The 14,006-nt window shown below is 39.2% G+C and carries 12 protein-coding genes; all 12 read left to right on the top strand.

Annotated elements, in window-relative coordinates; translation table 11 throughout:
* Position 1: 1 nt before the first annotated feature.
* The 12 genes from I573_RS08655 (at position 2) to I573_RS08600 (ending at position 14,003) form a co-directional block, all read left to right on the top strand.
* On the top strand, positions 2–979 hold the full coding sequence (locus I573_RS08655; RefSeq protein WP_016185392.1) for an alpha-ketoacid dehydrogenase subunit beta: 978 nt from the start codon (positions 2–4) through the stop codon (positions 977–979).
* A gap of 26 nt (positions 980–1,005) precedes the next feature.
* The gene (locus I573_RS08650; protein WP_016185393.1) at positions 1,006–2,601 is read left to right on the top strand and encodes a dihydrolipoyllysine-residue acetyltransferase; all 1,596 of its coding nucleotides are present in this window, start codon (positions 1,006–1,008) and stop codon (positions 2,599–2,601) included.
* A gap of 7 nt (positions 2,602–2,608) precedes the next feature.
* The gene (gene lpdA / locus I573_RS08645; RefSeq protein WP_016185394.1) at positions 2,609–4,015 is read left to right on the top strand and encodes a dihydrolipoyl dehydrogenase; all 1,407 of its coding nucleotides are present in this window, start codon (positions 2,609–2,611) and stop codon (positions 4,013–4,015) included.
* Positions 4,016–4,110: 95 nt separating this feature from the next.
* Positions 4,111–4,395, top strand: a complete 285-nt coding sequence (locus tag I573_RS08640; protein ID WP_016185395.1) for a UPF0223 family protein — start codon at positions 4,111–4,113, stop codon at positions 4,393–4,395.
* Complete coding sequence (locus I573_RS08635; RefSeq protein WP_016185396.1) at positions 4,395–5,162, top strand: inositol monophosphatase family protein; 768 nt, start codon at positions 4,395–4,397, stop codon at positions 5,160–5,162. The genes I573_RS08640 and I573_RS08635 overlap by 1 nt, the downstream gene beginning before the upstream one ends.
* A gap of 91 nt (positions 5,163–5,253) precedes the next feature.
* Positions 5,254–7,080 carry a translational GTPase TypA gene (gene typA, locus I573_RS08630; RefSeq protein ID WP_016185397.1) on the top strand — a complete coding sequence of 609 codons (1,827 nt, stop codon included), beginning with the start codon at positions 5,254–5,256 and terminating at the stop codon, positions 7,078–7,080.
* A 123-nt stretch (positions 7,081–7,203) separates the two neighbouring features.
* Complete coding sequence (locus I573_RS08625) at positions 7,204–7,500, top strand: Fpa/YlaN family protein (RefSeq protein WP_016185398.1); 297 nt, start codon at positions 7,204–7,206, stop codon at positions 7,498–7,500.
* 3 nt (positions 7,501–7,503) lie between these two features.
* Positions 7,504–8,661: an FtsW/RodA/SpoVE family cell cycle protein gene (locus I573_RS08620; protein ID WP_016185399.1), complete on the top strand. Its 1,158-nt coding sequence runs from the start codon at positions 7,504–7,506 to the stop codon at positions 8,659–8,661.
* 30 nt (positions 8,662–8,691) lie between these two features.
* Positions 8,692–12,120: a pyruvate carboxylase gene (locus I573_RS08615; protein ID WP_016185400.1), complete on the top strand. Its 3,429-nt coding sequence runs from the start codon at positions 8,692–8,694 to the stop codon at positions 12,118–12,120.
* Between the two features lie 17 nt (positions 12,121–12,137).
* Complete coding sequence (locus tag I573_RS08610; protein WP_016185401.1) at positions 12,138–13,250, top strand: CAP-associated domain-containing protein; 1,113 nt, start codon at positions 12,138–12,140, stop codon at positions 13,248–13,250.
* Complete coding sequence (locus I573_RS08605; protein ID WP_016185402.1) at positions 13,247–13,672, top strand: YlbF/YmcA family competence regulator; 426 nt, start codon at positions 13,247–13,249, stop codon at positions 13,670–13,672. Before I573_RS08610 ends, I573_RS08605 begins: the two co-directional genes overlap by 4 nt.
* Entirely contained in the window at positions 13,662–14,003 is a 342-nt protein-coding gene (locus tag I573_RS08600; protein ID WP_016185403.1) for a YlbG family protein, read from the top strand. Before I573_RS08605 ends, I573_RS08600 begins: the two co-directional genes overlap by 11 nt.
* Positions 14,004–14,006: the final 3 nt, after the last annotated feature.

The following is a 14,006-nucleotide window of genomic DNA, read 5'->3' as shown; positions in this document are numbered from 1 at the left end:
GATGGCACAAAAAACAATGATCCAAGCAATCACTGATGCCCTTGCTCTTGAATTAGGCAATGACGAAAACGTCCTAGTATTTGGTGAAGACGTTGGTAATAACGGTGGAGTATTCCGCGCAACTGAAGGACTACAAGAAAAATATGGCGAAGACCGCGTATTTGATACACCGTTAGCAGAATCAGGTATTGCTGGTTTAGCATTTGGTTTAGCACTTGAAGGATTCCGTCCAGTGCCAGAATTACAATTCTTCGGTTTTGTATTTGAAGCAATGGATGAAGTGGTTGCACAAATGGCGCGTACTCGTTACCGCATGGGTGGAACTCGTAATCTACCAATCGTTGTACGTTCACCATTTGGTGGTGGAGTACATACTCCGGAATTACACTCAGATAACTTAGAAGGATTGATTGCTCAATCTCCTGGTATCCGTGTAGTCATTCCATCAAACCCATATGATGCAAAAGGATTATTAATTGCTTCTATCCGTAGCAATGATCCAGTTGTATTCTTAGAGCACATGAAACTTTACCGTTCTTTCCGTGAAGAAGTGCCTGAAGAAGCATATGAAGTACCATTAGACCAAGCAGCCGTAACACGCGAAGGTTCTGATGTATCAATCATTACTTATGGTGCAATGGTTCGTGAAGCAATCAAAGCCGCTGAAGCAGTTGAAAAAGACGGTATCAGCGTTGAAATCATCGACCTACGTACTGTAGCTCCTTTAGATATCAAAACAATCATCGACTCTGTTGAAAAAACAGGCCGCGTTGTTGTTGTTCAAGAAGCGCAAAAACAAGCAGGCGTTGGTGCACAAGTTGCATCTGAAATCGCTGAACGTGCGATCTTATCATTAGAAGCACCAATCGGACGTGTTTCTGCTCCAGATACTGTTTTCCCATTTGGTCAAGCTGAAAATGCTTGGTTACCAAACGCAGCAGATATCGAAGCTAAAGTAAGAGAAATCGCAAACTTCTAAGGTAATCAGAAAGGACGAAAGCAAACATGGCATTTCAATTTAAATTACCAGACATCGGTGAAGGAATCGCAGAAGGCGAAATCGTAAAATGGTTCGTTAAAGTCGGCGACACAATCAACGAAGATGATACGTTATTAGAAGTACAAAATGACAAATCAGTTGAAGAAATCCCTTCTCCAGTAACTGGAACAGTAAAAAATATCCTTGTATCAGAAGGTACAGTAGCAAACGTAGGCGATGTGTTAGTTGAAATCGACGCACCTGGTCACGAAGACGATGCTCCTGCAGCTCCTGCACAAGAACAAACTCCAGAAGCTCCAGCTGCAGAACCTCAAGCAGCAAGCGAAGGTGTTTTCCAATTCAAATTACCTGATATCGGTGAAGGAATCGCAGAAGGCGAAATCGTAAAATGGTTCGTTAAAGCTGGCGATACAATCAACGAAGACGATACATTACTAGAAGTACAAAACGATAAATCAGTTGAAGAGATCCCTTCTCCAGTAACTGGTACTGTAAAAACGATCGTTGTAGCTGAAGGTACAGTAGCAAACGTGGGTGACGTGTTAGTTGAAATCGACGCACCAGGACACAATAGCGCTCCTGCTGCAGCACCTGCTCAAGCAGAAGCACCTAAAGCGGCTGCTCCAACAGGCGATGCTTCAGTTGTTTCAGCTCAAGATCCAAATAAACGTGTGTTGGCAATGCCTTCAGTACGTCAATTTGCTCGCGAAAACGATGTAGACATTACACAAGTAACGGCTACAGGTAAAGGCGGACGTGTGACAAAAGAAGATATCCAAAGCTTTATGGCTGGTGGTTCTCAAGCTACAGCACCTGCTCAAACAGAAGCGCCTAAAGCAGAAGCGAAAGAAGAAAAAGCGGCAGCACCTGCTAAAGCATTTACTTCAAACGTAGCTGAAATGGAAACACGTGAAAAAATGACACCAACTCGCCGTGCGATTGCAAAAGCAATGGTAAACAGCAAACAAACTGCTCCTCATGTAACATTACATGATGAAGTAGAAGTGTCTAAATTATGGGATCAACGTAAGAAATTTAAAGAAGTTGCTGCTGCAAACGGCACTAAATTAACATTCTTACCATACGTAGTGAAAGCATTAACGGCTACTGTTAAAAAATTCCCAATCTTAAATGCTTCAATCGACGATGCTTCTCAAGAGATCGTTTACAAACATTACTACAATATCGGTATCGCAACGGATACTGATCACGGCTTATATGTACCTAACGTGAAAGACGCAGACCGCAAAGGATTATTTGCAATCGCAGATGAAATCAATGCAAAAGCTGGCTTAGCACAAGAAGGTAAATTATCTGCTGAAGATATGCGTAACGGAAGTATTACAATCAGTAACATCGGTTCAGTTGGTGGAACTTGGTTCACACCAGTAATCAACTACCCTGAAGTTGCGATTTTAGGTGTAGGTACAATTGTTCAACAACCAATTGTAAATGCAGAAGGCGAAATCGTTGTCGGTCGCATGATGAAATTATCATTTAGTTTCGACCACCGTATCGTAGACGGAGCAACTGCTCAAAAAGCGATGAACAACATTAAACGTCTGTTAGCAGATCCAGAGTTACTATTAATGGAAGGATGATAAACAAATGGTAGTTGGAGATTTCGCTGTAGAATTAGATACAGTTGTAATTGGAGCAGGACCTGGTGGCTATGTAGCTGCCATCCGTGCTGCCCAAATGGGTCAAAAAGTAGCAATCATTGAACGTGAGTATATCGGAGGCGTTTGTTTAAACGTTGGATGTATCCCTTCAAAAGCCTTGATTTCTGCTGGTCATCATTTCCAAGAAGCAAAAGATTCTGAAATGTTTGGCGTGACTGCTGAAAACGTAAACTTAGACTTTACAAAAACTCAAGACTGGAAAAACAATGGAGTTGTCAACAAATTAACTTCAGGTGTGAGCATGCTCTTGAAAAAAAATAAAGTTGAAGTGATTGAAGGGGAAGCATTCTTCGTGGATGATCACACATTACGTGTTATCCATCCTGATTCTGCTCAAACTTATTCATTCAACAATGCGATCATCGCAACAGGTTCTCGTCCAATCGAAATCAAAGGATTTAAATTTGGCGGCCGCGTATTAGATTCAACTGGCGGATTGAACTTGACTGAAGTTCCGAAGAAATTCGTGATCATCGGTGGTGGTGTAATCGGTTCAGAACTAGGAAGCGCGTATGCTAACTTAGGTTCTGAAGTAACGATCCTTGAAGGTTCTCCTCAAATTTTACCAACGTATGAAAAAGACATGGTGAAACTTGTTGAAGCAGACTTCAAGAAAAAAGGTATTACGACTGTCACTAAAGCAATGGCTAAAGAAGCTGTTGACAATGGAGATAGCGTAACAGTGAAATACGAAGTAGACGGTAAAGAAGAATCTGTTACTGCAGACTACGTAATGGTCACTGTTGGTCGTCGTGCCAATACTGATGATATGGGCTTAGAACAAGCTGGTGTTGAAGTAGGCGAACGCGGATTAATCCAAGTCGACAACCAAGGCCGTACAAACGTGAAAAACATTTTCGCAATTGGTGACATCACTCCTGGTGCTGCACTTGCTCATAAAGCAAGTTATGAAGCGAAAATTGCTGCTGAAGCGATTGCTGGTAAAAAAGTAGCAATCGACTACAAAGCAATGCCTGCTGTAGCCTTCACTGATCCTGAATTAGCAACTGTTGGAATGACAATTGCTGAAGCAAAAGCTGCAGGAATCGAAGCCAAAGCAGTGAAATTCCCATTTGCTGGAAATGGCCGTGCTTTATCTTTAGGAAGAACTGAAGGATTTATCCGTTTAGTGACTTCTGTTGAAGATAATGTATTAATCGGAGCTCAAATTGCTGGTGTTAGCGCATCAGACATGGTTTCTGAATTAGCACTTGCTATTGAATCTGGTATGAACGCTGAAGATATCGCATTAACTATCCACCCTCACCCATCTTTAGGTGAAATCGTGATGGATGCGTCTGAATTAGCATTAGGTCTACCAATTCACGCGTAAGCATATCAAATAGATCAATCGAGGAATCGATTGGTCTATTTTTTTTAGTTGTAGTAAAATAAAGCATAGACTAAAAATAGATAAGGAATGAGTCGATGGAAGAGTATCAATACCCGTTAGATCTGGAGTGGACGACTGAAGAAATGGTCAAAGTCGTCAAGATGTGGGAAATGTTAGAAAAAAGTTATGAACAACATGTACATGTCGCCCAATTTTTAGAAACGTATCGTGAATTTAAGACGGTTGTCTGTTCGATTGGCGAGGAACGTAAATTAGGCCATGAATTTGAAGCTGTTTCAGGGTATTCCTTGTATCATGCGGTAAAACAAGCAAAAGCACTCCAAACAGGAAAATTTTCAATGAAAGGAGGACACAAATAATGGATAGAGAAGAGATTGAAGTTTTACTTAGACAAGCAGGTGAAAAAATTAAAGTTGCTTTAGACAATACAAACATTCAAGTCGATACGAAAACAAACCGCAAGGATCTAGTGACCAATATAGATAAAGAGATTCAACGGTTTTTGATCGAAGCGATCGTCAAACAAGATCCTCATGCAAAAATCATGGCAGAAGAAAATGGACGTGACCAACTCAACGATTTCTCAGGTAGAGTGTATATCATTGATCCAATCGACGGGACTTTAAACTTTGTTTTAGAACAAGAGAATTTTTGTGTGATGATCGGTATCTATGAAGATCAACAGCCGGTATTAGGCTTTATTTATGATGTGATGAAAGATCAAATGCTTTCTGGCGGACCAAAAATCGGGGTTTATTGTAATGGATCAAGACTAGACGCTCCAGCAGATCTTCGTATTGAAGATGGATTATTAGGATTAAATTCTGGTATGTATGCAGCTAATTTCCATCACGCTCGCGATTTAGGACAAAAAGCAATGGGTGTCCGAATGTTAGGGTGTGCGGGAGTAGAATTGAGTGCATTGCTTTTGGGGCAACGTATTGGCTATATCTCGAATCTTTCGCCTTGGGACTATGCGGCAGGCGGGGTGTTGTTAGAAACATTTGGGATGAAGATGAGTCGTTTAGACGGAACCCCACTCTCATTTTCTGGTCGAGAATATTTTATCGCGGGGACTAAAAAAGCCTATACAGAAATGATCGCATTGACAAAACAAGAAAATTAGAAAAAAATGAAAACTTTCTACTATATTTCAGATTATTTTTCTGTTATAATGACTTGTTGAGTAAATGTTAAAATCGAAGGAGTTAATACAATTGAATTATAGAAATGATATTCGTAACGTCGCTATTATTGCCCACGTTGACCATGGTAAAACAACTTTAGTAGATGAATTATTAAAACAATCTACGACTTTAAATGCCCGTACACAATTACAAGAACGTGCAATGGATTCAAATGCACTAGAACAAGAACGTGGGATCACAATCTTAGCTAAAAATACGGCTGTAGATTACAACGGAACACGTATCAACATTTTAGATACCCCTGGACATGCCGATTTTGGTGGAGAAGTAGAACGTATCATGAAAATGGTTGATGGAGTTGTCTTAGTCGTAGATGCGTACGAAGGAACAATGCCTCAAACTCGTTTTGTATTGAAAAAAGCATTGGAACAAAATGTTGTCCCAATCGTAGTTGTAAATAAAATCGACAAACCATCTGCTCGTCCAGAACACGTAGTGGATGAAGTGTTAGAATTATTTATCGAATTAGGCGCAGACGATGAGCAATTAGATTTCCCAGTTATCTATGCATCAGCATTAAACGGAACATCTAGTTTATCAGATAACCCTGCTGACCAAACAGAAACAATGGCACCAATCTTTGACACAATCGTAGAACACATTCCAGCGCCTGTGGACAATAGCGATGAGCCATTACAATTCCAAGTATCTTTATTAGATTACAATGATTATGTTGGTCGTATCGGGATCGGACGTGTGTTCCGTGGAACGATCCGTGTGGGAGACCAAGTAGCGTTAATGAAATTAGACGGATCAGTAAAACGTTTCCGTGTAACAAAAATCTTTGGTTTCTTTGGGTTACAACGTGAAGAAATCCAAGAAGCAAAAGCTGGAGATTTGATTGCAGTTTCTGGTATGGAAGATATCTTCGTTGGGGAAACAGTAACACCATTTGACCATCAAGATGCACTACCAATCTTACACATCGATGAACCAACATTGCAAATGACATTTTTAGTTAACAACTCACCTTTTGCTGGACGTGAAGGAAAATGGGTAACGTCTCGTAAAATCGAAGAACGTTTAATGGCTGAATTACAAACTGACGTATCTTTACGTGTAGACGCACTTGGACCAGATTCTTGGATCGTATCTGGACGTGGAGAATTGCATTTATCGATCTTGATCGAAAACATGCGTCGTGAAGGATTCGAGTTACAAGTATCTCGTCCTGAAGTAATCGAACGCGAAATCGATGGCGTAAAATGTGAGCCTTTCGAACGTGTACAAATCGATACTCCTGAAGAATATATGGGTTCAATCATTGAATCTTTAGGCACACGTAAAGCAGAAATGCAAGATATGATTCACACAGGTAACGGACAAGTACGTATCATCTTCTTAGCCCCTGCACGTGGATTAATTGGATATACAACGGAATTCTTATCGATGACTCGTGGATATGGAATCATGCACCACACGTTTGACCAATACTTGCCAATGATCAAAGGTCAACTTGGCGGACGTCACAATGGTGCGTTAGTGTCAATCGATACTGGTAAAGCCACAACTTACTCAATCATGAGTATTGAAGAACGTGGAACAGTGTTCGTTGAACCAACAACTGAAGTATACGAAGGAATGATCATTGGTGAAAACTCTCGTGACAATGACTTAACGGTCAACATCACAAAAGCCAAACAAATGACAAACGTTCGTTCAGCAAACAAAGACCAAACTTCTGTGATCAAACGTCCTAAGAAATTGACGTTGGAAGAATCATTAGAATTCTTGAACGACGATGAGTACTGTGAAGTAACACCAGAGAACATTCGTTTACGTAAACAGATCTTAAACAAAAACGAACGCGAAAAATCTCAAAAGAAACGTAAATAAGATAAGGTAAAGAAGCACATTTTTGTGCTTCTTTTTTCTATCGTGAAAAATAAAACTTGAAAGAGAATGCATTCTTTCCTTGAAAATATGCTATAATATTGAAATTAGATAGGAGGAAGTCTTATGGAAACTATTACTCCAGAAATGGCGTATTCGCTATTGTTACAAGAAGCCGATCGCATTCGTTTGTTGATTCAAAATCAGCAGAATCGACAATGTATTTCTCAATGTAAGGCTTTTGAAGAAGTTGTCGATACGCAAATGTATGGATTATCAAGACAAATTGCATTTGCTACAACACTCGGTGTCATTTCAAGTCAAACTGGGCACCAATTGCTTAGTGAGCTAGAACAAGATCTAAACGTGTTGTATACGGATGTTTATGAAGAGCAAAAACTGGTCGAGGGCAAGGAGGGTTAAACTTTGCCTGTCAAAGTAAAAAAAATACATTTATTAGATTTTTCGATTTTAATCCCTTATTTGATTTTATGTGTTGTGGGATTGATGATGGTGTATAGCACGACATCTTACGAATTGTTGGAAAATAAATTAAATCCTGCCAAACAAGCGGTATTGCAATTAGGCTTTTGGGGGATCAGCTTAGTATTTATGGCGGCAATTTATCGAATGAAAACAACGTTTTTACGAAATCAACGTCTCTCAGCATTAGTATTGGCTTGTTTGACACCATTGATGTTTGTTGTATTTGCGTTTCCTAAAGTAAATGGATCGTATGGATGGATCAATATTGGATTTGGTACGTTACAACCAGCTGAATTTTTGAAGTTTGTAGCAATTTGGTTTTTAGCTAGTCGTATTGCCAATCGTCAACCGATCATTCAAACGTTTGAACGGCGTGTGGTGTACCACACGTATCACTTGATTTGGCCGTTATTTAGTATTTTAGTGTTAGCATTATACCCTGACTATGGCAATATGATGGTCTTATTACTTGTTGTATTAGTAATGCTTTTAGGTAGTGGATTAAATTACCTGTATACAGTATGTGCGGCTGCATTAATGGTCGTAGGAAGTAGTATTGTGATTTGGTTAGTTCCATTATTTAAGACGGTCTTGCCAAGCCATGTGGTCAATCGTTTCTTGATCTATCGTGATCCATTTAGTGATGAGTACGGGCTAGGACACCAAGCAGTACAAGGGTATTATGCGCTATTTAATGGAGGTTTGTTCGGTCGAGGACTAGGAAACAGCATTCAAAAAAAAGGATTTTTAAGTGAAGCGCAAACCGATTATGCCTTTGCTATTTTAGTAGAAGAATTAGGGCTGATTGTAGCAATTTTGTTACTCGCTCTATTATTATATATGATCGCCCGGATCTTTTTGATTGGGATTCGTTCTTCGAATCCATTCAATTCATTGATGTGTATCGGGATTGGATCACTATTTTTGATTTCGATTTTTATTAATCTTGGCGGAATCACGGGTGTCATTCCACTGACAGGAATTACCTTCCCATTTGTGAGTCAAGGTGGATCGAGTTTAATGATGTTTTCGATATGTATCGGATTTGTATTGAATATTAGTGCAGATGAAAAGAAAAAACGTTTGCATCTGATATAGATAAAGTTTTTTGATTGAAGGAGTGGTTAAATGAACAAGGTTCTTGTAGCAAACCGTGGTGAGATTGCCGTGCGCGTTTTTCGTGCATGTGCAGAATTAGGAATTCAAACAGTAGGGATCTATGCTGCTGAAGATGAGTATTCTGTTCATCGTTTTAAAGCAGATGAGGCGTACTTGGTTGGTCAAGGAAAAAAACCAATTGATGCGTATTTGGACATTGAAAGTATTATTCAAATTGCCAAAGACTCAGGAGCACAAGCAATCCATCCAGGGTATGGTTTTTTATCAGAAAACTTAGCTTTTGCAAAACGATGCCAAGAAGAAGGTATCGTATTTATCGGTCCAACTGTGCATCAGTTAGACATCTTTGGGGATAAAATCAAAGCAAAAGAAACAGCACTTGCTGCAGGGATTCAATCGATTCCAGGAACAGATGGTCCAGTTGCTGGTGTTGAAGAAGTGGTCGCTTTTGGTACAGAATTTGGGTATCCAATCATGATTAAAGCAGCACTTGGCGGAGGCGGACGTGGAATGCGTGTCGCGCATTCTGAAAAAGAAGCCCGTGAAGGTTATGAGCGAGCAAAAAGTGAAGCAAAAGCGGCTTTTGGTAGCGATGAAATTTATGTAGAAAAATATATTCAAGATCCAAAACATATCGAAGTGCAGATTATTGGGGATACGCATGGAAATATTGTGCATTTATTTGAACGTGACTGCTCTGTTCAGCGTCGTCATCAAAAAGTAGTCGAAGTAGCACCTTGTGTATCCATGGACGAAGCACAACGTGAAAAAATCTGTCAAGCTGCTGTTCAGTTAATGCGACACGTTGGTTACGTGAATGCAGGAACGGTAGAATTTTTAGTTGAAAATGATCAGTTTTACTTTATTGAAGTCAATCCTCGTGTGCAAGTAGAACACACGATTACGGAAATGATCACAGATATCGATATCGTAACGACGCAAATTTTAGTCGCACAAGGCAAAGACTTACATCGTGAAATCGGCGTACCAACACAAGAACATATTCATCATCGTGGCGTGGCGATCCAATGCCGTGTTACAACAGAAGATCCAATTCAAGATTTTATGCCAGATACTGGTAAAATCGATACGTATCGTTCACCAGGTGGATTTGGGATTCGTTTGGATGTAGGAAATGCGTATGCTGGTGCAGTGGTGACACCTTATTTTGACTCATTGCTTGTAAAAGTATGTACTCATGCACAAACCTTTGATGCAGCGATCCAAAAAATGCAACGCTGCCTAAAAGAGTTTCGAGTACGTGGCGTAAAAACCAATATTCCGTTTATGGCAAACGTAGTGAGTCATGAGACTTTCCGTTCAGGACTTGCTAAAACAACGTTTATTGATCAAACAGAAGAATTATTCGTCTTTCCAGCTGTTCGTGACCGCGGAAACAAAACGATGAAATACATTTCTGAAATTACTGTGAATGGCTTCCCTTGTGTTGAAAAAACACAAAAAGCCTTTTATTTAACACCTCGTATGCCAAAACAGTTGATCGTACCAGAAGATACACCGTCATTTAAACAGCTATTAGACACTCAAGGCGCGCAAGCAGTTAGTCAAGCTGTCTTAGATACAAAAGAAGTTTTATTAACAGATACTACATTTAGAGATGCACACCAAAGTTTACTAGCTACACGTATGCGTACACGTGATTTAGTTGCGATTGCAAAAGAAACAGAAGAAGCGATCCCACAATTGTTCTCAAGCGAGATGTGGGGAGGCGCAACATTTGATGTAGCGTATCGTTTCCTAAATGAAGACCCATGGGAAAGACTTCGTTTGTTACGTAAGAAAATGCCAAATACACTTTTACAGATGCTCTTTAGAGGATCAAATGCAGTAGGGTATCAAAATTATCCAGATAATGTGATTCAAGAATTTATAAAAGAAGCGGCAGCTCAAGGAATCGATGTGTTCCGAATTTTTGATAGCTTAAACTGGGTGCCGCAAATGGAAAAAAGTATTCAAACGGTTCGTGATGCAGGGAAAATTGCAGAAGCTACAATTTGCTATACTGGTGATATCAATGATGCTAGTCGTGGGAAATATTCAATCGACTATTACAAAAAATTGGCGAAGGAATTAGAACAATTAGGTGCACACGTTATTGCAATCAAAGATATGGCTGGCTTGTTAAAACCTAAAGCGGCCTATCGTTTGATCAGTGAGTTAAAAGATACCGTAGCGATTCCGATTCATCTGCATACACATGATACGAGTGGAAATGGAATCATGACTTATTCAGAAGCGGTCAATGCAGGTGTGGATGTTGTCGATGTTGCGATGAGTGCAATGAGTAGTAGTACAAGTCAGCCAAGTATCAGTAGTTTATACTTTGCTTTATTAGACGCACCACGGGCACCAAAACTAGCGATTGAAAATGTGCAACAGTTAAATCACTATTGGGAAGATGTAAGAAAATATTACCACTTATTTGAAAACGGTGTGAGTGTACCACAGACCGAAGTATATGCTCATGAAATGCCAGGTGGACAATATTCAAACTTGCAACAGCAAGCAAAAGCAGTTGGTTTAGAAGACAAATGGGATGAAATCAAAGAGATGTATCACCATGTCAATATGATGTTTGGCGATATTGTCAAAGTAACCCCTTCTTCTAAAGTAGTAGGTGATATGGCCTTATTCATGGTTCAAAATGAACTTACTGAAGAAGTAATCTATGAAAAAGGCGAAACGATTGATTTCCCTGAATCTGTGATCCAATTCTTTAGAGGCGATCTAGGACAACCTGTTGGAGGATTTCCAGAACGCTTGCAAAAAATCGTATTAAAAGACCGCAAAGCGCTTGAAGATCGTCCTGGAACGTATGCAAAAGCGGTTGATTTTGAAGAAAAAACTGCAGAACTTGCTGAATTGATTGGCTATAAACCAACGAAAAAAGAAGTATTGAGTTATATTATGTATCCACAAGTCTTTTTAGATTATCGTAAAGCATATGATCAATTTGCAGATATCCATGTGTTGGATACTCCAACGTTCTTTGAAGGAATGCGTGTAGGTGAAAAAATCGAAGTTAAACTTGAAAAAGGGAAAGTGCTGATTATTCGCTTAGATGAGATTGGTCAAGCAGATATCGAAGGAAATCGTGTTCTATACTTTAACTTAAATGGTCAACGTCGCGAAATCGTGATTCACGATGCATCGATTATTAGTAGTATAACTGCACGTAAGAAAGCAGAACCTACGAATAAAGAACATGTCGGAGCAACGATGGCAGGGTCTGTGTTGCAAGTGTTAGTGAAAAAAGGCGATCATGTCAAACGTGGAGATACCTTGATCGTAACAGAAGCGATGAAAATGGAAACTACGATCGAGGCACGTTTTGATGCTGTGATTGAACATATTTATGTAACCGATGGCGATGCAATCAGTTCAGGAGATTTATTGATTGAATTAGCTGAAAAATAAGCAGAGGAGGGACCGGTGTGAAATATCGCGGTATATTATTTTGGATTATGTTATTTTTAGCATTAATCATCGTCTATACACAGCCGGTCTTATCTAATGTGAAACCTACAAACTCCATGCCCACAACGGCAGTCCATACGACCAAAAATACGTATGAGACACTCAAAAGCCAGGGCATGGCAACGTTTATAGGAAAAGGAATCGATGAATTTACAGATCAGTATGGACAACCAACAGACATTGTAGCTACTGGATTCGAATACGATCTATACATATACCATCCAACGCAACAAACTGGATACATAGAAGTGAGTGTAGAGAAAAAAAAGATTCAAGCAATTAAAGTATTGGGCAATCATACGACAGCAATCGCACCATTCTCATTAGGTATGGGTATGAATGATCTAACAAAGCTCGTCACGATCTCACCGAACTTTGATTTCACTTATCATGAAAAAAAGGTCACTTTAGAGTTAGGTGAAGAGGACATGAACTATCGACCGCTAGTAGCATTAGATGATGGAAATTTTGTGATGCTTTTTTTAGATCAAACAAAAGGCACGTTGTATAGCATCATGTATTTATCAAAAGAGATGCTATTAAAATTGTCACCTTATACGGTCACAGGAAAAGAGCTACCCGCATTTACTTTAAACGAAACGGAAGATTGGGAACAAATCAATCATGCAAAAGAAAGTTTATTACATTATGTTTTTTCCTTATTGAATTATCAACAGCAACTGCCTGCATATCAACAAAATCTAGCTTTTGATGGCCAAGCAAAAAATGTAATGACCGAATTTTTAGCTCATCCTGATGATTATTTAACGACACAGCGAACATTGTCGTTAAAACGAGCGCGAATTCCAGAACAACATGAGCGCTTTTTACTTTCTGAAGATGAATGGTTAACTCTTGCAAAAACACCAGATGAGAAGAAAATGCAAGGATTTTTAGAATCTCCGGTTTATGATCCGACTTTTACGATATTGACTTGGAACAGTAGTGCCTATTTTAACGTTCGATACCAAACTGCTAGACAATTATTGAGTGTTGTCTTTTCTAAGGAAAATATGTTAGTCTTAGTAAAGGAAATGGAAACTATAAGTGAGGGTAGTGATACAAAATGATTTATGATGATCATTTTTTTGCCATAGAAGATCAAATTGATAGTCTGGTCACTTCTTTAGTCGAAAGTGATGTGTTTCATAGCTATCAACAAGCCAAACAAACGATGTATCAAGACCATGAGGTACAAGCCTCAGCGTTAGCCTTTAGGCGTGCAAAAGAAGAATTTGAGCAAATTGAACGATTTGGAAAATTTGTACCTGACTATAAAGAAAAACAACGTGCGCTACGTAAGGCAAAACGTGCATTGGATGTAAAAGAAGAAGTTGCTGAATTTCGTTTTAGTGAAAATGATGTCCAAGGGATTTTAGATGAAATGTGTATGACGATTGCCCATCAAGTTTCTGAAGAAATCAAAGTTGACGCTGGAAGTCCTTTTTTTACTACCAGTTCAGGATGTGGAGGAAATTGTCATGTCAGTTGAGTCTAGTTTTGAACTAGTCAAACGAAGAGGAATTGTTGTATTTGTCTATTCATTAAGACAAGTACGTAATCTTAGACGTTATGGGGTCGTACATTACGTATCAAAATCGATGAAATATGTGGTATTATACGTAAATGAAAGTGAAGTCGACACAGTGTGTCAAAAAATCGAACGCTTGCATTTTGTTCGTGAGCTTTCATTATCACATCGACCAGAGATCGAAATGAATTTTTCGGATAAAATTGGAACCAAACAAGCCTATCCAACGATGGATGATGGTTTTGAAATTGAAGAAAAGAATACCCAAATTCGTTTGGCTGAACATGTATAAAAG

It is taken from the genome of Enterococcus sulfureus ATCC 49903, from assembly GCF_000407605.1.
Classification (GTDB): Bacteria; Bacillota; Bacilli; order Lactobacillales; family Enterococcaceae; genus Enterococcus_G; species Enterococcus_G sulfureus.
The sequence above is the reverse complement of the archived record's forward strand: the minus strand, read 5'-3'. Positions and strand labels throughout refer to the sequence as shown.

Bases quoted from the DNA above. Each gene is read 5' to 3' on its own strand.
- I573_RS08655 (WP_016185392.1), top strand. From the start codon at position 2: ATGGCACAAAAAACAATGATCCAAGCAATCACTGATGCCCTTGCTCTT.
- I573_RS08650 (WP_016185393.1), top strand. From the start codon at position 1,006: ATGGCATTTCAATTTAAATTACCAGACATCGGTGAAGGAATCGCAGAA.
- lpdA (WP_016185394.1), top strand. From the start codon at position 2,609: ATGGTAGTTGGAGATTTCGCTGTAGAATTAGATACAGTTGTAATTGGA.
- I573_RS08640 (WP_016185395.1), top strand. From the start codon at position 4,111: ATGGAAGAGTATCAATACCCGTTAGATCTGGAGTGGACGACTGAAGAA.
- I573_RS08635 (WP_016185396.1), top strand. From the start codon at position 4,395: ATGGATAGAGAAGAGATTGAAGTTTTACTTAGACAAGCAGGTGAAAAA.
- I573_RS08625 (WP_016185398.1), top strand. From the start codon at position 7,204: ATGGAAACTATTACTCCAGAAATGGCGTATTCGCTATTGTTACAAGAA.
- I573_RS08615 (WP_016185400.1), top strand. From the start codon at position 8,692: ATGAACAAGGTTCTTGTAGCAAACCGTGGTGAGATTGCCGTGCGCGTT.
- I573_RS08605 (WP_016185402.1), top strand. From the start codon at position 13,247: ATGATTTATGATGATCATTTTTTTGCCATAGAAGATCAAATTGATAGT.
- I573_RS08600 (WP_016185403.1), top strand. From the start codon at position 13,662: ATGTCAGTTGAGTCTAGTTTTGAACTAGTCAAACGAAGAGGAATTGTT.